Source organism: Salmonella bongori NCTC 12419 (assembly GCF_000252995.1).
Classification (GTDB): domain Bacteria; phylum Pseudomonadota; class Gammaproteobacteria; order Enterobacterales; family Enterobacteriaceae; genus Salmonella; species Salmonella bongori.
Genome location: NC_015761.1, coordinates 3,404,573 through 3,430,004, shown reverse-complemented (window position 1 = coordinate 3,430,004; position 25,432 = coordinate 3,404,573). Strand labels below are relative to the sequence as shown.

At 51.8% G+C, this 25,432-nt stretch carries 16 protein-coding genes and 1 pseudogene; 12 read left to right on the top strand and 5 right to left on the bottom strand.

Annotation, left to right across the window (positions count from 1 at the left end):
- Positions 1-91: 91 nt before the first annotated feature.
- Complete coding sequence (gene gntK, locus SBG_RS16285) at positions 92-625, top strand: gluconokinase (RefSeq protein WP_000108343.1); 534 nt, start codon at positions 92-94, stop codon at positions 623-625.
- Entirely contained in the window at positions 622-1,962 is a 1,341-nt protein-coding gene (gene gntU, locus SBG_RS16280; protein ID WP_000105945.1) for a gluconate transporter, read from the top strand. The genes gntK and gntU overlap by 4 nt, the downstream gene beginning before the upstream one ends.
- A 98-nt stretch (positions 1,963-2,060) precedes the next feature.
- On the opposite strand, the pseudogene SBG_RS23210 reads toward gntU, so the two are convergent.
- Positions 2,061-2,135: pseudogene (locus SBG_RS23210) on the bottom strand (MarC family protein); the annotation flags it as partial.
- Between the two features lie 234 nt (positions 2,136-2,369).
- Here SBG_RS23210 and asd point away from each other — a divergent pair.
- The 6 genes from asd (at position 2,370) to glgP (ending at position 13,195) form a co-directional block, all read left to right on the top strand.
- A complete protein-coding gene (asd, locus tag SBG_RS16270; protein WP_000799934.1) occupies positions 2,370-3,476 on the top strand; it encodes an aspartate-semialdehyde dehydrogenase in 1,107 nt (368 codons plus the stop codon).
- A gap of 349 nt (positions 3,477-3,825) precedes the next feature.
- On the top strand, positions 3,826-6,012 hold the full coding sequence (gene glgB / locus SBG_RS16265) for a 1,4-alpha-glucan branching enzyme (RefSeq protein ID WP_000098561.1): 2,187 nt from the start codon (positions 3,826-3,828) through the stop codon (positions 6,010-6,012).
- Positions 6,009-7,985, top strand: a complete 1,977-nt coding sequence (gene glgX, locus SBG_RS16260; RefSeq protein ID WP_000192470.1) for a glycogen debranching protein GlgX — start codon at positions 6,009-6,011, stop codon at positions 7,983-7,985. Before glgB ends, glgX begins: the two co-directional genes overlap by 4 nt.
- 14 nt (positions 7,986-7,999) lie before the next feature.
- Positions 8,000-9,295, top strand: coding sequence for a glucose-1-phosphate adenylyltransferase (gene glgC, locus SBG_RS16255; protein ID WP_000253988.1), 1,296 nt, complete (start codon positions 8,000-8,002; stop codon positions 9,293-9,295).
- Positions 9,295-10,728 (top strand): glycogen synthase GlgA, encoded by a 1,434-nt coding sequence (gene glgA / locus SBG_RS16250; protein ID WP_001197663.1) that lies wholly within the window; start codon positions 9,295-9,297, stop codon positions 10,726-10,728. The genes glgC and glgA overlap by 1 nt, the downstream gene beginning before the upstream one ends.
- Before the next feature lie 19 nt (positions 10,729-10,747).
- The gene (glgP, locus tag SBG_RS16245) at positions 10,748-13,195 is read left to right on the top strand and encodes a glycogen phosphorylase (protein WP_000993431.1); all 2,448 of its coding nucleotides are present in this window, start codon (positions 10,748-10,750) and stop codon (positions 13,193-13,195) included.
- Between the two features lie 67 nt (positions 13,196-13,262).
- Here the strand turns inward: glgP and glpD are convergent, their stop codons facing one another.
- On the bottom strand, positions 13,263-14,771 hold the full coding sequence (gene glpD, locus SBG_RS16240; protein ID WP_000448188.1) for a glycerol-3-phosphate dehydrogenase: 1,509 nt from the start codon (positions 14,769-14,771) through the stop codon (positions 13,263-13,265).
- A 198-nt stretch (positions 14,772-14,969) separates the two neighbouring features.
- Here glpD and glpE point away from each other — a divergent pair, with 198 nt between their 5' ends.
- From glpE to SBG_RS16225, 3 genes are all read left to right on the top strand, one after another.
- A complete protein-coding gene (gene glpE, locus SBG_RS16235; protein WP_000434527.1) occupies positions 14,970-15,296 on the top strand; it encodes a thiosulfate sulfurtransferase GlpE in 327 nt (108 codons plus the stop codon).
- Positions 15,297-15,371: 75 nt separating this feature from the next.
- The gene (gene glpG, locus SBG_RS16230) at positions 15,372-16,202 is read left to right on the top strand and encodes a rhomboid family intramembrane serine protease GlpG (protein ID WP_000928697.1); all 831 of its coding nucleotides are present in this window, start codon (positions 15,372-15,374) and stop codon (positions 16,200-16,202) included.
- Positions 16,203-16,281: 79 nt separating this feature from the next.
- Complete coding sequence (locus tag SBG_RS16225; RefSeq protein WP_000815083.1) at positions 16,282-17,040, top strand: DeoR/GlpR family transcriptional regulator; 759 nt, start codon at positions 16,282-16,284, stop codon at positions 17,038-17,040.
- 94 nt (positions 17,041-17,134) lie between these two features.
- Here the strand turns inward: SBG_RS16225 and malT are convergent, their stop codons facing one another.
- The 3 genes from malT to SBG_RS16205 all read right to left on the bottom strand — a co-directional run bounded on the left by malT (position 17,135) and on the right by SBG_RS16205 (position 22,653).
- The gene (gene malT / locus SBG_RS16220; protein WP_000907022.1) at positions 17,135-19,840 is read right to left on the bottom strand and encodes an HTH-type transcriptional regulator MalT; all 2,706 of its coding nucleotides are present in this window, start codon (positions 19,838-19,840) and stop codon (positions 17,135-17,137) included.
- Positions 19,841-21,277: 1,437 nt separating this feature from the next.
- Positions 21,278-22,144 carry a hypothetical protein gene (locus SBG_RS16210; protein WP_001231702.1) on the bottom strand — a complete coding sequence of 289 codons (867 nt, stop codon included), beginning with the start codon at positions 22,142-22,144 and terminating at the stop codon, positions 21,278-21,280.
- Positions 22,145-22,173: 29 nt separating this feature from the next.
- The gene (locus SBG_RS16205; protein WP_000002326.1) at positions 22,174-22,653 is read right to left on the bottom strand and encodes an Hcp family type VI secretion system effector; all 480 of its coding nucleotides are present in this window, start codon (positions 22,651-22,653) and stop codon (positions 22,174-22,176) included.
- 379 nt (positions 22,654-23,032) lie between these two features.
- On the opposite strand from SBG_RS16205, the gene malP reads away from it, so the two are divergent.
- Positions 23,033-25,426, top strand: a complete 2,394-nt coding sequence (malP, locus tag SBG_RS16200; RefSeq protein ID WP_000081938.1) for a maltodextrin phosphorylase — start codon at positions 23,033-23,035, stop codon at positions 25,424-25,426.
- Positions 25,427-25,432 lie beyond the last annotated feature (6 nt).

Here is a 25,432-nt window from a genome sequence, read left to right as displayed (position 1 = left end):
TGGTCATTGCGTCTCGAATAGCGTGGCTGGACAATGTTACCGATAACAGTTACCCGTAACAAAATTGAACCTTGTAGAGTGGGGGCCCGCTTTGAGCACGACTAATCATGATCACCACGTTTACGTTTTGATGGGCGTATCCGGCAGCGGTAAATCCGCGGTCGCAAGCGCAGTGGCGCATCAGCTTCATGCCGCGTTTCTGGACGGTGATTTTTTGCATCCGCGCTGCAATATTGAAAAAATGGCCTCCGGCGAGCCGTTGAATGATGATGACCGCAAACCGTGGTTGCAGGCGCTGAACGACGCGGCCTTTGCGATGCAGCGTACCAATAAAATCTCGCTGATCGTCTGTTCCGCGCTGAAAAAACACTATCGCGACCTGTTACGTGAGGGAAACCCGAATCTCTCTTTTATCTATCTGAAAGGTGATTTCGACGTTATTGAAAGCCGTCTGAAAGCGCGCAAAGGCCATTTCTTCAAAACCCAGATGTTGGTAACACAGTTTGAAACGCTGCAAGAGCCAGGCGCTGAGGAACGCGACGTTCTGGTGGTGGATATCGATCAGCCACTGGAAGGGGTGGTGGCGAGCACCATTGAGGCGATCAACAAAGGCAGTACGCTGTGAGTACATTAACACTGGTTTTAACCGCCGTCGGTTCTGTCTTGCTGCTGCTGTTCCTCGTGATGAAGGCGCGTATGCATGCCTTCGTCGCGTTAATGGTGGTCTCGATGGGCGCGGGGCTTTTTTCGGGTATGCCGCTTGATAAAATCGCTGCAACCATGGAAAAAGGAATGGGCGGCACACTGGGTTTCCTGGCGATTGTGGTCGCGCTGGGGGCGATGTTCGGTAAAATTCTGCATGAAACCGGCGCGGTCGATCAGATAGCCGTGAAAATGCTTAAATCCTTTGGCCATAACCGCGCGCACTATGCGATTGGCCTGGCCGGGCTGATTTGCGCGCTCCCGCTGTTTTTCGAAGTGGCGATTGTGCTGCTGATTAGCGTCGCGTTCTCTATGGCGCGTCATACCGGCACAAACCTGGTGAAGCTGGTCATTCCGCTGTTTGCGGGCGTGGCGGCAGCCGCGGCGTTTTTGTTGCCTGGGCCTGCGCCGATGCTGCTGGCGTCCCAGATGCATGCTGATTTCGGCTGGATGATCCTGATTGGGCTGTGCGCAGCCATTCCAGGTATGATTATCGCCGGGCCGCTGTGGGGGAATTTTATCAGCCGTTACGTTGAGCTGCGTATTCCTGACGACATTACCGAGCCGCATCTGGGCGAAGGTAAAATGCCTTCTTTCGGCTTCAGCCTGGCGCTGATCCTGTTACCATTGGTGCTGGTCGGGCTGAAAACGATCGCCGCGCGTTTTGTGCCGGAAGGTTCTACCGCTTACGAATGGTTTGAGTTTATCGGCCACCCCTTCACTGCGATTCTGGTCGCTTGTCTGGTAGCGATTTACGGCCTGGCGATGCGTCAGGGGATGCCGAAAGATAAAGTGATGGAAATCTGCGGCCACGCGCTGCAACCGGCGGGTATTATCCTGCTGGTTATTGGCGCAGGCGGGGTGTTCAAACAGGTACTGGTTGACTCCGGCGTCGGTCCGGCACTGGGCGAAGCGTTAACCGGTATGGGACTGCCCATTGCCATCACCTGCTTCGTGCTGGCGGCAGCGGTCCGTATCATTCAGGGATCTGCAACGGTCGCGTGCTTAACGGCAGTCGGTCTGGTGATGCCGGTCATTGAGCAACTAAATTTCTCCGGCGCACAGATGGCGGCGCTCTCTATCTGTATCGCCGGCGGTTCAATTGTCGTTTCCCATGTGAACGACGCTGGTTTCTGGTTGTTCGGTAAATTTACCGGCGCGACCGAAGCGCAGACGTTAAAAACCTGGACAATGATGGAAACCATCCTCGGCACGACAGGCGCGATTATCGGGATGATTGCGTTCCAGTTGCTGAGTTGAGGGGCTGACCCGGTAGCGTTAACCGGGGCGCATATTCCTACTGTAAGCCGGGTAAGGCGTCATCGCCACCCGGCTTTTTTGTTGATGTGTGCGTATGCAATCACCCAACGGCGTTTTGCCTCGCCATGTTTCAGTACGCGCATAAAAGCAGGCAAATTTCCACGCTGATCCATAATTAGGATCAATAAAACAGCGACGGAAATGATTCCCTTCCTAACGCAAATTCCCTGATAATCGCCACTGGACTTTCTGCTTGCGCGGTAAGGCAGGATAAGTCGCATTACTGATGGCTTCGCTATCATTGATTAATTTCGCTTGCGACTTTGGCTGCTTTTTGTATGGTGAAGAATGCGCCACAGGATACTGGCGCGCATACACAGCACATCTCTTTGCAGGAAAAAAACGCTATGAAAAATGTTGGTTTTATCGGCTGGCGCGGAATGGTCGGTTCTGTTCTCATGCAACGCATGGTAGAGGAGCGCGATTTTGACGCGATTCGCCCTGTTTTCTTTTCTACTTCCCAGTTCGGGCAAGCGGCGCCGACCTTCGGCGACAACGCCACCGGCACGCTACAGGACGCTTTTGATCTGGATGCGCTAAAAGCGCTCGATATCATCGTGACCTGCCAGGGCGGCGATTATACCAACGAAATTTATCCAAAGCTGCGCGAAAGCGGATGGCAGGGGTACTGGATTGATGCGGCTTCTACGCTGCGCATGAAAGATGATGCCATTATTATTCTCGACCCGGTCAACCAGGATGTCATTACCGACGGACTCAACAAGGGCGTGAAGACCTTTGTGGGCGGTAACTGTACCGTTAGTCTGATGCTAATGTCGCTGGGGGGGCTTTTTGCCCATAATCTCGTTGACTGGGTATCCGTCGCGACCTACCAGGCTGCCTCCGGCGGCGGCGCTCGCCATATGCGTGAGCTGTTAACCCAAATGGGCCAGTTGTATGGCCATGTGGCTGATGAGCTGGCGACGCCATCTTCCGCCATTCTCGATATCGAACGCAAAGTGACAGCATTAACCCGCAGTGGCGAGCTGCCGGTCGATAACTTCGGCGTGCCGCTGGCGGGCAGTCTGATCCCCTGGATTGATAAACAACTCGATAACGGTCAGAGCCGCGAAGAGTGGAAAGGCCAGGCGGAAACCAACAAGATTCTCAATACCGCATCGGTGATTCCGGTTGATGGTCTGTGCGTGCGTGTTGGCGCGCTGCGCTGCCACAGTCAGGCATTCACCATCAAATTGAAAAAAGATGTGTCCATTCCGACGGTGGAAGAGCTGCTGGCGGCACATAATCCGTGGGCGAAAGTGGTGCCGAATGATCGTGATATCACCATGCGCGAATTAACGCCGGCGGCGGTAACGGGGACGCTGACCACGCCGGTTGGGCGTCTGCGTAAACTGAATATGGGGCCGGAGTTTCTGTCGGCGTTTACCGTAGGCGACCAGTTATTATGGGGCGCCGCTGAACCGTTGCGTCGTATGCTGCGCCAACTGGCGTAGCGGCTATTGCAGCGCTTATCGGGCCTGCGTGTGGTTCTCCAGTAGGCCGGATAAGGCGCGTTCGCGCCGCCATCCGGCGGGGGAATTTGTGTTGAACCAGGGGTGCATTGTCACCCTTTTTTTGCGTAATACAGGAGTAAACGCAGATGTTTCATTTTTATCAGGAGTTAAGCAGAGCATTGGCTATTCTTTAAGGGTGGCTTAATCCCGCGGGGATTAAGCCTAACCTGAAGGTAGGACGACGCAGAGAGGATGCACAGTGTGCTGCGCCGTTCAGGTCAAAGAAGTGTCACTACCGGATGTTGAATTCAGTGCGATGGAGTGACGCCACAAAACAGGATGACAAACCATGTCCAGTCGTATCGATAGAGACGTGATTAATGCGCTAATTGCAGGACATTTTGCGGACCCTTTTTCCGTACTCGGAATGCACCAGACCCAAGCCGGACTGGAAGTCCGCGCCCTATTACCTGACGCCACCGACGTATGGGTGATTGAGACCAAAACCGGACGTAAAGTCGGCAAACTGGAATGTCTCGATGCTCGCGGTTTTTTCTGCGGCGTTTTACCCAGACGTAAAAATTTCTTTCGCTATCAGCTCGCCGTGGTCTGGCACGGACAGCAAAATCTGATCGACGATCCTTACCGTTTTGGTCCATTGATTCAGGAAATGGATGCCTGGCTGTTATCGGAAGGTACTCACCTGCGTCCTTATGAAACGCTGGGTGCGCACGCTGATACGATGGACGGTGTCACCGGTACCCGATTTTCTGTCTGGGCGCCTAATGCCCGCCGCGTTTCGGTTGTAGGACAATTTAACTACTGGGATGGCCGTCGCCACCCGATGCGTCTGCGCAAAGAGAGCGGTATTTGGGAGCTGTTTATCCCTGGCGCGCATAATGGGCAACTGTATAAATTCGAACTGCTCGACGCGAATGGAAATCTGCGCATTAAAGCTGACCCGTATGCCTTTGAGGCGCAGATGCGTCCGGAAACGGCGTCGATGATCTGCGGCTTGCCGGAGAAGGTGACGCAAAGCGAAGAACGACAAAAAGCCAATCGGTTTGACGCGCCGATCTCGATTTACGAGGTGCATTTAGGTTCATGGCGACGCCATACGGATAACAACTTCTGGCTGAGCTACCGTGAACTGGCCGATCAGCTTGTGCCTTACGCCAAATGGATGGGCTTTACGCACCTTGAACTCTTGCCGGTTAACGAACATCCGTTTGACGGCAGCTGGGGCTACCAGCCAACCGGGCTTTATGCCCCCACCCGTCGGTTCGGCACGCGTGATGATTTCCGCTATTTCATCAATGCAGCTCACGCGGCAGGACTGAATGTCATTCTCGACTGGGTACCGGGCCATTTTCCGTCCGATGAGTTTAGCCTGGCGGAGTTTGACGGTACGCACCTCTATGAGCACAGCGATCCGCGCGAGGGGTATCACCAGGACTGGAACACGTTGATTTATAATTATGGCCGTCGTGAGGTCAGTAACTACCTGGTGGGTAATGCTCTGTACTGGATAGAGCGTTTCGGGATTGATGCGCTGCGTGTGGATGCGGTGGCCTCTATGATTTACCGCGACTACAGCCGTAAAGAAGGCGAGTGGATCCCGAACGAGTTCGGCGGTCGTGAAAACCTGGAAGCCATTGAGTTTCTGCGTAATACCAACCGCATTATTGGCGAACAGGTGCCTGGCGCGGTCAGCATGGCCGAAGAGTCGACAGACTTTGCCGGCGTGACGCGTCCGCCAGAAATGGGGGGACTGGGGTTCTGGTACAAGTGGAATCTGGGCTGGATGCATGACACTCTGGACTACATGAAGCTGGACCCGGTCTACCGCCAGTACCATCACGATAAGCTCACCTTCGGCATGGTGTATAACCATACCGAAAATTTTGTCCTGCCGCTGTCGCACGATGAAGTCGTTCACGGTAAAAAATCTATCCTCGATCGTATGCCGGGCGATGCGTGGCAGAAATTCGCCAACCTGCGCGCCTACTATGGCTGGATGTGGGCCTTCCCCGGTAAGAAACTGTTGTTTATGGGCAATGAATTTGCCCAGGGACGCGAGTGGAACCATGACGTCAGTCTCGACTGGCATCTGTTGGAAGGGGGAGATAACTGGCACCACGGTGTTCAGCGTCTGGTGCGCGATCTCAACCACACCTATCGCCACCATAAGGCGCTGCATGAGCTGGATTTTGATGCTTACGGCTTTGAGTGGCTGGTGGTCGATGACCATGAGCGCTCGGTGTTTATTTTCGTGCGTCGCGATAAAGCCGGTAACGAGATTATTATTGCCAGCAACTTTACGCCTGTTCCCCGTCACGACTATCGCTTTGGCATCAACCAGCCAGGACGCTGGCGTGAAATCCTCAATACTGACTCAATGCATTATCACGGTAGCAACGCTGGCAATGGTGGCGTGGTACATAGCGATGAGATCGAAAGTCATGGCCGTCCGCACTCTCTTAGCCTGACCTTGCCGCCGCTGGCGACGATCTGGCTGATGCGGGAGGGGGAATGACGCAGCTTGCAATCGGCGAAGCAACGCCGCATGGCGCAACGTATGACGGCTGTGGCGTGAATTTCACGCTCTTTTCCGCCCATGCAGAACGTGTAGAGCTGTGTGTATTTGATTCCCGGGGGGATGAACACCGTTACGATCTCCCTGGGCGTAGCGGTGATGTCTGGCACGGTTATCTGGCTGGCGCCAGACCCGGCCTGCGTTACGGCTATCGTGTACATGGTCCGTGGCAACCAGCGCAGGGACATCGGTTTAATCCGGCAAAATTATTGCTTGACCCTTATGCGCGCCGGGTTGAGGGCGAGCTAAAAGATCATCCGCTGTTGCACAGCGGACATGATCAACCGGATTACCGCGATAACGCCGCGATTGCGCCGAAAAGCGTGATAACCAGCGACCATTATGATTGGGAAGATGATGTCCCGCCGCGCACGCCGTGGGGAAAAACGGTCATTTATGAAGCCCATGTCAAAGGCCTCACGTACCTGCATCCGGATCTTCCTCAACAGATACGCGGCACCTATAAGGCGCTCGGCCATCCGGTCATGGTGGAGTACTTCAAACAGCTTGGCATTACGGCGCTGGAACTGTTGCCTGTGGCGCAGTTTGCCAGCGAGCCGCGTCTGCAGCGAATGGGGCTGACGAACTATTGGGGTTATAACCCGATGGCGATGTTCGCGCTGCATCCCGCCTGGGCCAGTTCGCCGGAGACGGCGTTGAACGAATTTCGCGATGCGGTGAAAGCGCTGCATCGCGCGGGAATTGAAGTCATTCTGGACATTGTGTTGAACCACAGTGCTGAGCTGGATCTGGAGGGGCCGACCTTCTCCCTGCGCGGAATTGATAACCGTAGCTATTATTGGATAAGAGACGATGGCGATTATCACAACTGGACGGGATGTGGCAACACGCTCAATTTAAGCCATCCCGGCGTAGTGGAGTACGCGTGCGAGTGTTTGCGCTATTGGGTGGAAAGCTGCCATGTCGATGGTTTTCGTTTTGATTTGGCGTCCGTTATGGGGCGTACCCCGGTTTTTCGTCAGGATGCGCCGCTGTTTGCCGCGATTAAAGCCTGTCCCGTGTTATCCGCGGTCAAGCTTATCGCTGAACCATGGGATATCGGCGAGGGGGGATATCAGGTGGGCAATTTCCCGCCGCCGTTTGCTGAGTGGAACGATCATTTTCGCGATGCGGCCCGCCGTTTCTGGTTGCCGCGCAACCTGACAACCGGAGAATTTGCTTGTCGCTTCGCTGCCTCCAGCGATCTGTTTAAACGTCATGGCCGCAGGCCTGGCGCCTCCGTCAATCTGATTACAGCGCATGACGGTTTTACACTGCGGGACTGTGTTTGTTTCAATCAGAAACACAATGAGGCGAACGGTGAGGAAAATCGCGACGGCACCAACAATAATTACAGTGACAATCATGGTAAAGAAGGATTAGGCGGTCCGCTTGATGTCATTGAGCGGCGACGCGACAGCATACACGCGCTGCTGGCGACGCTGTTGCTCTCTCAGGGAACGCCGATGCTGCTGGCGGGTGATGAACATGGTCATAGTCAGTACGGCAACAACAACGCCTACTGCCAGGATAATGCCTTAACCTGGCTGGACTGGCGGCAGGCAAACCGTGGGTTAACCACCTTTACCGCCGCGTTGATTCGTTTGCGCCAGCAGATACCGGCATTAATCGGCGATAGCTGGTGGGAAGAAGGCGATGGCAACGTGCGTTGGCTCAATAAACGCGCACAACCCTTAAGTGCGGAGGAGTGGCAAAACGGACCTAAGCTGATGCAAATACTGCTGTCGGACCGTTTTTTGATTGCGATAAACGCCACGCTTGAGGTGACAGATATTGATTTACCCGAAGGGGAATGGCGCGCCGTTCCCCCATTCGCTGGAGAGGATAATCCGGTGATAACGGCTGTCTGGCAGGGACCTGCGCATGGACTGTGTGTGTTCCAGAGAGGATAAAAAAGGAGTTAATCATGGTGAGTTTAGAGAAGAACGATCGTTTAATGTTGGCGCGCCAGCTGCCACTGAAATCTGTTGCCCTAATCCTGGCCGGCGGCCGCGGCACGCGATTAAAAGATTTAACCAACAAACGCGCCAAGCCCGCCGTCCACTTTGGCGGGAAGTTCCGCATCATCGATTTTGCCTTATCCAATTGTCTGAACTCCGGGATTCGCCGTATCGGCGTGATTACCCAGTATCAGTCCCACACGCTGGTGCAGCATATTCAACGCGGTTGGTCGCTGTTTAGCGAAGAGATGAACGAGTTTGTCGATCTGTTGCCCGCACAACAGCGAATGCAGGGTGAAAACTGGTATCGCGGTACGGCGGACGCCGTGACCCAGAACCTGGACATTATTCGTCGCTATAAAGCGGAGTATGTCGTCATCCTGGCGGGCGATCATATCTACAAGCAGGATTACTCGCGCATGTTGATCGATCACGTTGAAAAGGGCGCGCGTTGCACAGTGGCCTGTATGCCAGTACCGATAAAAGAAGCGACGGCGTTCGGTGTGATGGCGGTAGATGAAAGCGATAAGATTATTGATTTTGTTGAAAAACCAGCTAACCCTCCCGCTATGCCTGGTGACGATACTAAAGCGCTGGCCAGTATGGGTATTTACGTTTTTGACGCTGATTATCTGTATGAACTGCTGGCGGAAGACGATAAAGATAACGCTTCCAGCCACGATTTTGGTAAAGACATTATCCCGAAAATCACCCGCGAAGGCATGGCTTACGCGCATCCTTTCCCGCTTTCCTGCGTGCAGTCTGATCCGGATGCCGAGCCGTACTGGCGTGATGTAGGTACGTTGGAAGCTTACTGGAAAGCGAACCTGGATTTAGCCTCGGTAACGCCGGAGCTGGATATGTATGACCAGAACTGGCCTATCCGTACGCATATGGAATCGCTACCGCCTGCGAAATTCGTGCAGGACCGCTCCGGTAGCCATGGCATGACGCTGAACTCGCTGGTCTCCGGCGGCTGCATTATCTCCGGTTCGGTGGTGGTGCAATCTGTGCTCTTCCCACGGGTAAGAATAAATTCTTTTTGTAATATTGATTCGGCAGTGTTGTTACCTGAGGTTTGGGTTGGGCGCTCCTGCCGCTTACGTCGTTGTATTATTGACCGTGCCTGTATTATTCCGGAAGGCATGGTGATTGGTGAAAATGCGGAAGAGGACGCTCGTCGTTTCTACCGTTCAGAGGAAGGTATTGTACTGGTCACGCGTGAAATGCTGCGCAAACTGCAGGTCAAACAGGAGCGATAATGCAGGTTTTACATGTATGTTCAGAGATGTTCCCCCTGCTAAAAACTGGGGGTCTGGCGGATGTGATAGGCGCGTTGCCTGCGGCACAAATTGCGGATGGCGTTGATGTTCGCGTTCTGCTTCCCGGCTTTCCCGATATCCGTCGGGGGATCCCCGACGCGCATGTGGTGAGTCGTCGCGATACTTTCGCAGGCAAGATATCGTTGCTGTTCGGACATTATAATGGCGTCGGCATTTACCTGATCGACGCGCCGCATTTATACGAGCGTCCGGGAAGTCCTTATCACGATACGAATTTATATGCCTATACCGACAACGTGCTGCGCTTTGCCCTGTTAGGGTGGGTCGGCTGTGAAATGGCCTGCGGACTTGATCCATTCTGGCGCCCCGATGTGGTGCATGCCCATGACTGGCACGCCGGGCTGGCGCCCGCCTATCTGGCGGCGCGTGGGCGTCCGGCGAAATCGGTCTTTACCGTACACAACCTGGCTTATCAAGGCATGTTTTATGCAAAGCATATGGATGACATCGAATTGCCGTGGTCATTCTTTAATATGCATGGGCTGGAATTCAACGGACAAATTTCATTCCTGAAGGCCGGTTTGTACTACGCCGATCATATTACGGCGGTTAGCCCGACCTATGCGCGTGAAATTACCGAGCCGCAGTTTGCCTATGGCATGGAAGGCCTGCTGCGCCAGCGTCATCTGGAAGGGCGTTTGTCCGGTGTGCTGAACGGTGTGGATGAGAAGATCTGGAGCCCGGAATCCGATCTGCTGCTGGCGTCGCGCTACACGCGCGATACCCTGGAAGAGAAGGCGGAAAACAAACGCCAGTTGCAAATTGCGATGGGACTGAAGGTTAACGACAAAGTGCCACTGTTTGCCGTGGTAAGCCGGTTGACCAGCCAGAAAGGATTGGATCTGGTGCTGGAGGCGTTACCGGGGCTGCTGGAGCAGGGCGGGCAGTTGGCGCTACTCGGCGCGGGCGATCCGGTGCTTCAGGAGGGGTTCCTCGCGGCGGCGGCGGAACATCCGGGGCAGGTCGGCGTACAGATTGGCTATCATGAAGCCTTCTCGCATCGCATTATGGGCGGCGCGGACGTTATTCTGGTGCCAAGTCGTTTCGAACCGTGCGGTTTGACGCAGTTATATGGCTTAAAGTATGGCACGCTGCCTCTGGTACGGCGAACCGGGGGGCTGGCCGATACGGTTTCCGACAGTTCGTTGGAAAATCTGGCGGACGGTATCGCCAGTGGGTTTGTCTTTGAAGACAGTAACGCCTGGTCGTTGCTGCGCGCGATTCGACGCGCTTTTGTGCTGTGGTCACGGCCTTCGCTTTGGCGGTTTGTACAACGGCAGGCGATGGCGATGGATTTTAGCTGGCAAGTTGCCGCGAAATCGTACCGCGAGCTGTACTATCGCTTGAAATAGTCACCCAGGAATCATTTATATGAATGCTCCATTTACTTATGCATCGCCCACACTCAGCGTTGAGGCGCTGAAGCATTCTATCGCCTATAAGCTGATGTTTACGATTGGTAAAGATCCGGTTATTGCCAATAAACACGAATGGCTGAACGCCACGTTGTTCGCGGTGCGCGATCGTCTGGTGGAGCGCTGGTTGCGTTCTAATCGAGCCCAATTATCGCAGGAAACCCGGCAGGTTTATTATCTGTCAATGGAGTTTTTGATTGGCCGTACTCTTTCTAACGCGCTACTCTCGCTGGGCATTTACGACGACGTTAAAGGCGCGCTGGAGGCCATGGGGTTAGATCTCGAAGAGTTGATCGACGAAGAGAATGACCCGGGGCTGGGCAATGGCGGCTTAGGTCGTCTGGCGGCCTGTTTCCTGGATTCGCTGGCGACGCTAGGCTTGCCGGGACGTGGGTACGGTATACGCTACGACTACGGCATGTTTAAGCAAAATATTGTCGACGGGCGGCAAAAAGAGTCGCCGGATTACTGGCTGGAGTACGGTAACCCGTGGGAATTCAAACGGCACAATACGCGCTACAAGGTGCGTTTTGGCGGCCGTATCCAGCAAGAAGGTAAAAAAGCGCGCTGGATCGAGACAGAAGAGATCCTTGCCGTCGCGTATGATCAGATCATTCCTGGCTATGACACCGATGCCACGAACACGCTGCGCCTGTGGAATGCGCAGGCCAGTAGTGAAATTAATCTCGGTAAATTCAACCAGGGCGACTACTTTGCGGCGGTAGAAGATAAAAACCACTCCGAGAACGTCTCCCGCGTGCTCTACCCGGATGATTCCACCTATTCAGGGCGCGAGCTGCGTCTGCGTCAGGAGTATTTTCTGGTCTCAGCGACGGTGCAGGATATCCTGAGCCGTCATTATCAGCTGCATAAAACCTATGCGAATCTGGCGGATAAAATCGCCATTCACCTTAATGATACTCACCCGGTATTGTCAATTCCGGAGCTGATGCGTCTGCTGATTGATGAACATAAATTCAGCTGGGATGATGCGTTTGAGGTGTGCTGCCAGGTTTTCTCTTATACCAACCATACGCTGATGAGCGAGGCGCTGGAAACCTGGCCGGTTGATATGCTGGGTAAAATTCTGCCCCGTCACCTGCAAATTATCTTTGAAATTAACGACTATTTTCTGAAAACTCTGCAAGAGCAATATCCCAACGACACCAGCCTGCTTGGTCGCGCGTCGATTATTGATGAGTCGAACGGACGCCGGGTGCGGATGGCCTGGCTGGCGGTGGTGGTCAGCCATAAAGTTAACGGCGTTTCTGAACTGCATTCCAACCTGATGGTGCAGTCGCTGTTCGCGGATTTTGCGAAGATTTTCCCTACCCGTTTTTGTAACGTCACTAACGGCGTCACGCCGCGCCGTTGGCTGGCGCTGGCAAATCCGTCGCTTTCTGAGGTGCTGGATGAGAATATTGGCCGCACCTGGCGTACTGACCTGAGTCAGCTCAGCGAGCTGGAACAGCATTGTGATTATCCTCTGGTCAATCATGCGGTGCGTCAGGCGAAACTGGAGAATAAAAAACGGCTGGCGGTGGTCATTGCGCAGCAACTGAACGTTGTGGTGAATCCTAAAGCGCTATTTGATGTGCAAATTAAGCGTATCCACGAATATAAGCGTCAGTTGATGAATGTGTTACACGTCATCACCCGCTATAACCGTATTAAGGAGGATCCTGAAGCCGACTGGGTGCCACGGGTGAATATTTTTGCCGGTAAGGCGGCTTCTGCCTACTACATGGCAAAACATATCATTCACCTGATCAACGACGTGGCGAAAGTGATTAACAACGATCCGCAGATTGGCGACAAACTGAAAGTGGTATTTATCCCGAACTACAGCGTAAGCCTGGCGCAGGTGATTATTCCCGCAGCCGATCTATCCGAGCAGATTTCACTGGCGGGGACGGAAGCCTCCGGCACCAGTAATATGAAATTCGCCCTGAACGGCGCGCTCACTATCGGTACGCTGGACGGCGCGAACGTTGAAATGCTGGAACATGTCGGCGAGGAAAATATCTTCATCTTCGGCAATACGGCGGAGCAGGTGGAAGCGTTACGCCAGCAGGGTTATAAGCCCCGCGACTATTATGAAAAAGATGAAGAGCTACATCAGGTACTTACGCAGATCGGTAGCGGCGTCTTTAGTCCGGAAGAGCCAGGACGGTATCGCGATCTGGTGGATTCGCTGATTAACTTTGGCGATCACTATCAGGTGCTGGCGGACTACCGTAGCTACGTGGACTGCCAGGATAAGGTAGATGAATTGTATCGTCGCCCGGAAGAGTGGACGACGAAAGCGATGCTCAACATTGCCAATATGGGCTACTTCTCATCGGACAGAACCATCAAAGAGTATGCCGAAAATATCTGGCATATTGATCCGGTAAGATTGTAATTCGCCATGTCCGGCCTACGTCAGGCATGTAGGCCGGACAAAGCGTTAGCCGCCATCCGGCTGTTTATTACGACGCCAGCGACAGCTGGCGTTTGCCAACATACTCCGCCAGCCACTGGGTAATGCGCGACTGCTGCTCAGCGGTCAGCCACATGCCTTCTTTGGTGCGTCGCCAGATAGCGTCTTCAGTACGGCGCACCCATTCGTGATCCACCAGATATTTGAGTTCCGCTTCGTAAAACTCATGGCCGAAATCTTCGCCTAAATCAAGCAGTGACGTGGCTTCGCCGAGAATCCACTCTGTATTGCTGCCGTAAGTACGCGAATAGTGGCGCGCCAGCGATTCCGTCAGGAACGGATAACGACGACGCAGTTTGGCCGCGTAATCTTCGCGGCTGCCGTCGATGTCGCCGCCGGGCAGTACGCACGTTTTGGTCCATGCCGGCCCGATGCCTGGATACCAGGGCGCCAGTTTTTCCATCGCGTGTTCGGCCAGCTTACGGTAGGTCGTCAGCTTACCGCCAAACACGGAAAGCAGCGGTGCTTTGCCGTTTTCATCGTGGATATCCAGGGTGTAATCACGAGTAATAGCCTGCGGTGAGTCAGACTCATCATCACACAGCGGACGCACGCCGGAGTATGTCCAGACGATGTCATCGCGTCCCAATTGCTTTTGGAAATGCGCGTTATAAACCTTCAACAGGTAATTAATTTCACTTTCTTCAATTTTTACTGCTTTCGGATCGCCTTTATATTCAACATCGGTTGTGCCGATGATCGAAAACTCTTCCATCCATGGGATGACAAAGACGATTCGTTTATCTTCGTTTTGCAGAATATACGCCTGCTTCTGATTATGGACGCGTGGCACAACGATATGGCTGCCTTTGATCAGGCGGATGCCATAAGGCGACGGCAGGTGCATCCCTTCGTCGAAGAACTGTTTGACCCACGGCCCGGTCGCGTTGACCAGTCCGCGCGCCTGCCAGATATATTTTTTACCCGTATCGATATCTTCCGCTTCGACAATCCACAGACCCTTCTCCCGGCGAGCGGAGGTTGCACGCGTGCGGGTAAGAACTTCCCCGCCCTGGTGTACCACCATCTGCGCATTGGCCAGCACCAGACGGGCATCATCTACCCAGCAGTCCGAATATTCGAAACCGCGCACGATTTCGGGTTTCAGCACCGAATCTGCGCCAAAACGCACGCTGGTAGAGCCGGGTAAACTGGTACGTTTTCCCAGGTGATCGTACATAAACAGACCAATGCGAATCATCCATGCCGGACGTAAATGCGGGCGATGCGGCAGACGAAAGCGCATCGGGAAGGCAATATGCGGCGCCATTTTCAACAGTACTTCACGTTCTGCCAGCGCTTCGCTGACCAGCCGAAATTCATAGTGTTCCAGGTAGCGTAAGCCGCCGTGGATAAGTTTAGAACTGGCGGAAGAGGTCGCGCAGGCCAAATCCTGTGCTTCCAGCATGAGTACAGACAAACCGCGTCCGGCGGCATCAGCCGCGATGCCCGCACCGTTAATGCCCCCGCCTATCACGATCAGATCTTTGGTTTCCATGCTGTCCTCTTGCACTTTCGTTAAAGTTCAAAAATGTTCGTTATCGAACATAATAGCAAAGAAACGCGCTATTGGTAACATAGAAAAAACATTTTAGAGTGATACGTATAACATTATGGCGTTAAGCTACTCCGTCGGCGTACACTTGGCGATAAAATGCCTTAATCAGGTTCACCTGCAATAACGAAAGAGCGATTCATGGAACAATTTGAGTGTATTACTGTTGAAGAGGCATATCAGAAACTGCAGCAGGACGAAGCAGTACTGGTGGATATTCGCGATCCGCAAAGCTATGCCATGGGGCATGCGGCGAAGGCCTTTCATCTGACCAACGATACGTTGGGCGTGTTTATGCGTGAGCATGATTTCGATACCGCGGTGATGGTGATGTGCTATCACGGCAACAGCAGTAAAGGCGCCGCGCAGTATCTGCTCCAGCAAGGCTATGATGCGGTTTACAGCATTGATGGCGGTTTTGAGGCCTGGCATCGCCATTTCCCTGCTGATGTCACGTATGGCGCTTAATTCCACAAAGATGCAGCCTCCGGCGAGAAGGGTATATATACTGTCTTCTTTTGTGTGGACTAAGCGACAGCAACAATGTTGATGATTACTTCCTTTGCGAATCCCCGCGTGGCGCAGGCGTTTGTTGATTACATGGCGACACAGGGCGTTATTCTTACTATTCAACAACATAATCAAAGCGATATCTGGCTGGCGGATGAATCGCAGGCCGATCGTGTGCAGGCTGAGTTGGCGCGATTTATAGAAAATCCCGGTGATCCGCGTTATCTGGCGGCCAGCTGGCAGTCCGGACAAACTAACAGCGGGCTGCATTACCGCCAGTTCTCCTTTCTCGCTACGTTGCGCGAAAGAGCCGGCCCCGTCACCTGGAGTGTGATGGCCGCCTGCGTGCTGGTGTATGTTGTGATGAATCTCGTTGGCGATCAGACAGCGATGGTTTGGCTGGCATGGCCATTCGATCCGGCCTTAAAATTTGAATTCTGGCGCTACTTTACCCATATCTTTATGCACTTCTCGCTGATGCATATCCTCTTTAATTTACTGTGGTGGTGGTATCTCGGCGGTGCGGTAGAGAAGCGCCTGGGTAGCGGTAAATTGATCGTCATTACGGTGATAAGCGCGCTACTCAGCGGTTATGTACAGCAGAAATTTAGCGGTCCGTGGTTTGGCGGGCTGTCCGGCGTCGTTTACGCGCTGATGGGCTACGTATGGTTGCGTGGGGAACGCGATCCGCAAAGCGGGATTTACCTTCAGCGCGGTTTAATTATTTTTGCGTTATTGTGGATAGTCGCTGGCTGGTTTGACTGGTTTGGTATGTCAATGGCGAACGGCGCGCACATCGCCGGGCTAGTCGTTGGTTTAGCGATGGCCTTTGCCGATACGCTGAATGCGCGAAAACGAACATAAGACGGTCGGGATATTTTTCCAGGCCGGATAAGGCAATGCCGATTTCCGGCGCAGGGTGGGTTACTTTCAGAGATGATTCATGAAACAAACACAACGACATGACGCGATCATTGAACTGGTAAAAAAACAGGGATACGTCAGCACCGAAGAACTGGTGGAGCATTTCTCTGTCAGCCCGCAAACCATCCGTCGGGATCTGAACGATCTGGCGGAACAGAATATGATTTTGCGTCATCACGGCGGCGCGGCGTTGCCGTCCAGTTCGGTGAACACGCCGTGGCACGATCGTAAGGCGACGCAAACGGAAGAAAAAGAACGTATCGCCCGTAAGGTCGCGGCGCAGATTCCCAATGGCTCTACGTTGTTTATTGATATCGGCACCACGCCGGAAGCAGTAGCGCATGCCCTGTTAGGGCATAGCCATCTGCGGATTGTCACCAACAATCTGAACGTGGCGAATACGCTGATGGCGAAAGAGGATTTTCGTATCATCCTGGCGGGCGGTGAACTTCGCAGCCGCGACGGCGGTATCATTGGCGAAGCGACGCAGGATTTCATTGCCCAGTTTCGTCTGGATTTTGGCATTCTGGGGATCAGCGGTATTGATAGCGACGGCTCTTTGCTGGAATTTGATTACCATGAGGTGCGCACCAAGCGCGCGATTATCGAAAATTCGCGCCATGTGATGCTGGTGGTCGATCACTCCAAATTTGGCCGTAATGCGATGGTAAATATGGGCAGCATTAGTATGGTAGACGCGGTTTACACGGATACTCTGCCGCCAGCTGGCGTGATGCAGGTCATTGCTGACCATCATATTCAATTAGAGCTGTGCTAAAGACCCTTGCCGGATGGCAGTGTAAACATTTTATCCAGCCTACAGTCTGCGTGCGATCGTAGACCGGATAAGGACAGTGCCATCAGGCATTCATTTAAACGCCATATCCCATCATCTTCAGCAATTGTTGCGCATGTTGTACCGCGTCCTGACGGTGCGCGACGCCGAGCTTCTGATAGAGGTTGCGAATATGGGTCTTAATGGTGGTTGCCGCCACCGCCAGTTCGCCGGCAATTTGCTCGTTGCTGTAACCGGAGTAGATAAGTCCCAGCACCTGCCATTCACGCTGGGTAAGTGGGCTGGTCCGGATCAGTTCTGGCACATCAGGATGGTTAAGCAGGCGTTCGACGAAGCCTTCGTCAAAATGAGCGAACTTATGCCGGTGATGTTGGTTAATCTCCCGCAGGATGCGCTGCGCGCGGTGCTGTTCCATCTCTGGTAGCGTATTGAGCTGGATAAGCTGACGTAGCTGTTGTGCCATGGCTTCGCCTTCAATCACAAAATGGCTGATAAACCCGGTTCGGTTGGCTAACTGTAAGGCATCAAGCAGCACGCGCTGGGCATCATTTTTTCGTCCTGATTGCCAGTAAAGCTGATTGAGCAACAGAAGGTTACGGTTTAAATCGCTCATTAAGCGCAGGCTACGGGCGTTCTCATTTAACTCTTCCAGCACGATTTCCGCGGGGGCGAATTCGCCCAGCAGGATCTGCGCTCTGGCGATGTTCCGCCATTGACCCTGCAGGAAATGGTTATTGGCGAATGCCGGTTTTGGCGTATTCCGTAACCAGTTGGCGGCGGATTTCTTATCACCGGTTAGCTGCCAGTAAATCACACGAACCTTATCGGCGTTAGAGATCCAGTCACAGTGGTAACGGCCATTGCCTAATAAATTTTCCAGTCGGTTAAGCTGGCTACGGGCATTATCCAGATCGCCTCGCGCCAGCGAACATTGCACCAGCAGCGTCAAACACTGTAACTGTTGCTGCGGCTGAAACGTGGACAGCACGGCGATACCGCTGCGGGCCGAGGCTTCCGCTTCATCAAGGCGCGCCCATGCCCACAGTAACTGCGCGCGAATACGTACCAGAAACTCATGCATCGGCAACTGTTCCAGATGTTGCTCTTTAATCAGCTGGAAGGCTCTTTCCTGCGTTTCCCATGCGGCCTGCAGGAATCCCTGGGCGAACTGAATCTCACTTTGTTGAATCAGGCTCCACAGCGCGTAATGCCAGACATCATGATGGCGCGCCATTTGCTCGGTTTGCTGCATCAGCGATAAAGACTGGCTGAGATCGCCTTTACAATGCAGAACCTCGCCGTGGACAGAGGTCGCGACGATGCGGCTATAAAACCAGGCGAGAGGAAGTTCATCCAGCGCCAGTTTTGCCAGTCGCTCCGCTTCTTCCGGGTTGCCGTCATTGATGGCGACCTGAGCGCGTAGCGCGTTAAACTCCGCATGTAACGTGTCGTCCATGACCCCCTTAATCTCTTGCTCGGCGCGCGCCAGCAGCGTATTTACTTCACTGTAGCGGTGTTGGCTCTGCATCAGCCATGCCTGCAGCAATACCAGCCGCGGGTTTTCCAGCAGGCTTTCCCACGGCAATGCTTTTAATGACTCTTCCAGCAGCGCCAGTTCGCTATGATTAAACAGCCCCCATGCATGATTAAGCAGGATATCGCGCAACATTTGCGCATCGCCCGCCGCCAGCGCATGATGAATCGCCTCGCTGGGGAAACCTTGTTCCATCCAGCTTTCCGCCGCAGCGCGGTGGATCTCCGGTAGTTCCGCAGACAGTTCCCACTGGCAGCGCTGGCGTAAAAAGCTACCAAATAGCGGGTGATAACTGAACCATTCGCCCGTGTCGTCCATGCGTTGCAGGAACAATCCCTGACGCTCGATCTCCTCCAGCCGCATCTGGCCATTCTCTTCGCCGGTCACGCGACCGATCAGTACATCATTCATTGAGCGTAAGATTGCGCTTTTAAGTAAAAAATGTCGGGTGCTGACATCCACATTATCCAGGACTTCATCCACCAGGTAGTCGGACAGGTGGCTGGCGTTAATACCTGCAAGACGCCGGGCGGACTGGTGCGCCGAGTGGCTATTCTGACGGGCGGAAAGGGCGATTAGCTGGAGCGCCGTCGCCCAGCCGGCAACGTCGTCGCACATGCGGCTGCTTTCGGCGGCTTCAATCGGCGAGGAGAGACGGCGGTCAAAAAATTGCTTTGCTTCCTGATGGTTAAAAGCCAGTTGTTGGCTACCGATTTCCAGCAGCTGATCGCGCACACGTAAGTTTGCGATACCCAGTTGCGGCAAATTACGCGATAACACGACCAGGGTGACATTTTCTGGCTGGTGGCGTAAGAAAAAGCGCATCGCGTCGTGAATCACCGGATTAGTAATCAGATGGTAATCATCAATGACCAGGTAGAGCGGGCGATGCCACTGCGCCAGTTCAATAAACAGTTGGGCGAAGAGGGAGGTCAGACTGGCGTACTGACGTTTTTGCGCCATCGCTTCGCTGGTCGTACAGTGTCCGCCGGTGGCCTGTTGAATAGCGGCGATGAGGTAACTGGCGAATCGCTCTTGCTGGTTATCGCCTTCATCGAGAGAGAACCAGCCTAACTCATTTTTGCCCGCCGCCCATTGCGAGACAAGCGTGGTTTTCCCATAGCCAGCAGGACTGGTTACCAGAGCAAGCCTGAAATTGTTCGCGCCGGAAAGTTTAGCCAACAGCCGCTCCCGAACCACGGTATGGTCGAGACGAACCGGACGACTTAATTTAGACGGAATCAACATAGCAATCACTTCACTGTGAGGAATGGGGGAACTGCGATTTTTTTTGCGCTTCGTAATTAATAGATATAAGGTCGGCCAGATTAAGATTTATTGCAAGTTATGTCCGGGATTGGACTGTCTTATTTTGCGCTTGGTCACAAATTCTTAAAATGATGGACTCGTACTGAGACCGTTGGCAAGAGGCGTAGTTGTTGAGATGTTTGGTCAAGGATCGTGATTGCGCGCCATCTGATGATCATAATGTGCTCTTATAGAACTACCTTGATTGTTACTTTTAGTGATAATTTTTAGTAAGAACCGTTATTGACTATGGCTTTTGCAGATTTTTATATCCATTTTTATTAGAGATAACTATCGTTCATTAACGAACCAGATAATATATTGCCTGGGTGTAAAGGAATAGGATTGAGAGAGGCTATCAAGCGCCTATATATTTTCATATCACTTCCTTGAAAAGAGTAGAAATAGAGTGGATTAAAACCTTAACCGTTAAATTTTTATTATGAATCCGTTACCACAAGCCGCGATTATCTACGACAGTTTTACACAATTCGATATCTGTAACGTAGAAATCATGAAGTTTCTTATGGGGACAAGATGTGTATGAAAATGCCAATAGCAAAGGAAACAGTGATAGTAGCGAGGACTAAGCTTTCAAAAGGAGCGGGAAGGGAACGGTACTATACATCTTGACTAAGAAAAACTCTGACGAGAGCAATTACTGTATAACCTATCAATGGTATTGAGCCTATCAGTGCACATGTCTTGTCATAAGAGATAATATTTTCCATTTTTATTAATGATAAAAATTCAGTCATTGTTCTGCCAAATAATAAACTATAAAGCACAGCGATTAGGGAAAATATCATAATAAAAACCCAAACTCGTATGTATATTATTTTCATGCCATTCTTTTTAGAATAAGTAGAAATATTGAGAATATCAGATTTAAAGATCTGCATTGTTGCTCACAAAAGAAGCATTTGCATGAGGCGATTACCAAAACCTACGGTTATCTACGATATTTTCGCAGAGTGAGATATCAACGACATGATAATCATCAAATTTTTCTTGAGGGCAACGGGTGTATGACGATGCCAGAAAGAAAAAGGGTACAATACAGTCTGCAATCAAACCTATTGCAAAGGGGATTACGACGGCACACGTAACCCACGCCTCAATCGATTTGGGGAAATTTTGATATTTAACGCTTTTGCTGAACAGAATTCTGACGAAACTGATAGTCATCATCATAATAGTAGGTATTCCGCCTATTAGCACAAATGTATGATTATAGGAAACAATATCACCCATTTTTATGATGGATAAAAAATCAGTCATTACGTACCCAAAGAGTTGTGTGTCAAGAATCCAAAGGAGAAAAAAAATGACAAGAATAGCCATCAGGCGCATATATATTTTTTTCATATAACCCTCTTAAAAAGAATAAAAATATGGTGAGTTAAAACCATAATTACCAATTCTGTTTTTATTATGGATTACATAATCTCGCAATTTTTCTTTTAATGAATTTGACAATCCTGTGTTTTCATCAAGAGAGTTTAATTTCGCATTAAGTGCGAATCCTGATATGACGATGCAGACGGTAGTAAAGAATATTGGTGCACTAAATAATATCGCTATCCCTCCAATGACCCCAATCACTACCCCCGACACCACCGCTTTTGCAGCATCCATTGAGATATCCACCAAAAAATCCACCAGATCATAATCAGACTTAAAGATAAGTTCTATTGCCCGCCAGGCAAGTGAGAAGTAAATGCAATATTTGACGCCATTTCGGATATTGTTATAAAGCCCACGTTTACCCAATGCCATTTCCAACATCTGAGGATGTCCTGCGCCGTAGCGGGTTCCGTTAAGAATCCGGCGCAGGGCAGGGTACCCTGTAATTTTGATATAGGTTTTACCGCCGACTTTGTATTCAATGGCTTTAATGCGGATTGCCCTGAAATTAAAGACCAGCTCTTGTGCGGAATTGTAATAGGTGGTGAGCTTAGAGAGACTGCGGAAGCCATCCAGGCCATCTTTAATATTACCTGGCGCTGCACGGTAGGAGAAAAATTTATCCACTCCGCCCATTAAATCGTCTGTCACCTGTTGTGCTTCTTCGAGGGTAAGCAGCAAGATGTGATGGCTTTGTGTGATAAATGAGCCGTCCATAAAGGCCATATCGCGCTGTACAGGGTTCATGGTATGCCAGCTATTAAAATCACTTGCCTGCGGCCGTTCGTCATGAAACCGGAGTGAGTTGCCATTTAACATAGCGTTACGTTTACGCATGATGTTTCCTTATCAAGAGATATCTGGCGTCAGAAAGTTCGTTCACTCCACAAACTATAAGCACTGGTATTTGCCATACAATGTTCCCAACTAATCGATTCATAAATAAACGAAACTCGTTCCTGTGCTTCGTTTCCGTTTTCAATAATATTGTGAGGAACTATTAGTTTAATGTTTGATATATGTGCTTTGAATAATTTAATTTTATAATAGACTTCCTGCATTCCTGTAGGGGTGGTGCGATAGAGGAATATTTCGCACTCCAGTGTTTCGTTATCGTTGATCGCTTTGTTCAGCAAAGGGGACGAACGATCAACAGGTTTGATGATCTGAAGTTCGTGATGATTAACGTTCTGTTGACGCGTTGTCTCATGCTCCAGAGCATAAATCATAATTTGATTGATATGATTCGTCTGAGATTTATTTCCTATAGAGTTTCTGGAACCGCAGTTTTCTGAAATATCGCCCTGTAGCTCACCTTTAAGTGTTATCCGGGATAAATTCGCCATATGTTTCTCCGGATATTATTTGTTTGATGTATTATCTCTTGACGAAGATTTACCTCAGTGTGCTCCTGGTGTATTTTAATTGCAACCGTCTTATTATTTAAAAATAGCGGGCATAGTACTTTTTGTAATAATTATAACTAATATTTAGTCACCTCTTCTTGCGTAGTATTATGCGGATTCTTGTCAAACCAGACGGAATGTCTCAGGTGAAGTACGCCGATTTATTCGTATTGTGGCACTTATAAAGTGGCGGCGATCACACTTTTATGCTCATCCCCGCACCTCCTCCCTGCCTAATCCCTGTCGGGAGGAGGAAGGCTAACAGCGAGCCTGGCAAACTAACGATAACGTTGTTTTATTACCTGAGGACGGATTTCCTATGTCACAGCCCATATTCAATAAAGAGCAATTTGAGGGCGCCCTGACGCGTCAGTGGCAGCGTTTCGGTTTATTGTCGGCTTCCGACATGACGCCTCGTCAGTGGTGGCAGGCCATTAGCGGTGCGCTGGCGGAATTACTGAGCGCGCAGCCGGTAGCGCAACCGGCAAAAGAGCAACGCCATGTGAACTATATTTCTATGGAATTTCTGATTGGCCGCCTGACGGGAAATAATCTGCTCAATTTGGGGTGGTACCAGGATGTTAGCGATGTGCTGAAAGCGCATGATATCAATCTGACCGATCTGCTGGAAGAGGAAGTCGACCCGGCGCTCGGTAACGGCGGCCTGGGACGTCTGGCTGCCTGCTTCCTTGATTCAATGGCGACCGTCGGGCAGTCTGCCATCGGTTATGGTCTGAACTATCAGTATGGACTGTTCCGTCAATCATTTGTTGAAGGCAAGCAAATGGAAGCGCCGGATGACTGGCATCGCGGCAGCTACCCGTGGTTCCGCCATAACGAGGTGCTGGACGTCCAGGTGGGGATCGGCGGTAAAGTCACAAAAGACGGACGCTGGGAACCGGGTTTTGTGATCACCGGCCAGGCCTGGGATTTGCCGGTACTGGGCTATCGTAATGGCGTAGCGCAGCCGCTGCGTTTGTGGCAAGCGACTCACGCGCATCCGTTTGATTTGACTAAATTCAACGATGGCGCTTTCCTGCGTGCGGAACAGCAGGGTATCGATGCGGAAAAACTGACGAAAGTGCTTTATCCCAACGATAACCATACGGCGGGTAAAAAATTGCGTTTGATGCAGCAATATTTCCAGTGCGCCTGCTCGGTAGCGGATATTCTGCGTCGCCATCATCTGGCCGGACGAAAACTGCATGAACTGGCGGATTATGAGGTCATTCAGCTAAATGACACCCACCCGACCATCGCGATTCCCGAACTGCTGCGCGTATTGCTGGATGAACACCAGATGAGCTGGGATGAAGCCTGGGCTATTACCCGCAACACCTTCGCCTATACCAACCATACCCTGATGCCGGAAGCGCTGGAGTGCTGGGACGAGAAGTTAATTAAAGCCCTATTGCCGCGCCACATGCAGATTATCAAACAGATTAATGACCGCTTTAAGGCGCTGGTCAATAACACCTGGCCGGGCGATAAGCAGGTATGGGCAAAACTGGCGGTAGTGCATGATCGACAGGTGCGAATGGCCAATATGTGCGTGGTTAGCGGCTTTGCGGTCAACGGTGTGGCGGCGCTGCACTCCGATCTGGTGGTGAAAGATCTGTTCCCGGAATATCACCAGCTTTGGCCGAATAAGTTCCATAACGTCACCAACGGTATTACGCCGCGCCGCTGGATTAAGCAGTGCAATCCACAACTTGCGGCGCTGCTGGATAAAACGCTGAAAAAAGAATGGGCTAACGATCTCGACCAGTTGATCAACCTCGAAAAATACGCGGATGACGCCACCTTCCGCCAGCAGTATCGTGATATCAAACAGGCGAATAAAGAGCGCCTGGTGAAATATATTAAAACTCGTACTGGCATTGAGATTTCAAGCCATGCGATTTTTGACATTCAGATCAAACGTCTGCATGAGTACAAGCGCCAACACCTGAATCTGCTACATATTCTGGCGCTGTATAAAGAGATTCGCGAAAATCCGCAGGCTGACCGCGTGCCGCGTGTATTCCTGTTTGGCGCGAAGGCGGCACCGGGCTATTACCTGGCAAAGAACATCATTTTTGCTATCAATAAGGTAGCGGAAACCATTAATAACGATCCGGCGGTGGGCGATAAGCTGAAGGTGGTCTTCCTGCCGGATTACTGTGTTTCGGCGGCGGAAATGCTCATTCCGGCGGCGGATATCTCCGAGCAAATTTCTACTGCCGGGAAAGAAGCTTCCGGCACCGGCAACATGAAGCTGGCGCTGAATGGGGCGTTGACAGTAGGGACACTGGACGGCGCCAATGTCGAAATCGCCGAGAAAGTGGGCGAAGAGAATATCTTTATCTTTGGCCATACCGTGGAAGAGGTGAAGGCGCTTAAAGCCAGGGGCTACGATCCGGTGAAATGGCGTAAAAAAGACAAAGTACTGGATGCGGTGTTGAAAGAGCTGGAGAGCGGTAAATACAGCGATGGCGATAAACATGCCTTTGACCAGATGCTACATAGCCTCGGCAAACAGGGGGGCGACCCGTATCTGGTCATGGCGGACTTCATCGCTTATGTCGAGGCGCAAAAGCAGGTGGATACGCTGTATCGCGACCAGGAAGCGTGGACGCGTGCTGCGATCCTCAATACCGCGCGCTGCGGTATGTTCAGTTCGGATCGCTCTATTCGCGATTATCAGGCCCGTATCTGGCAGGCAAAACGCTAAGGGAAC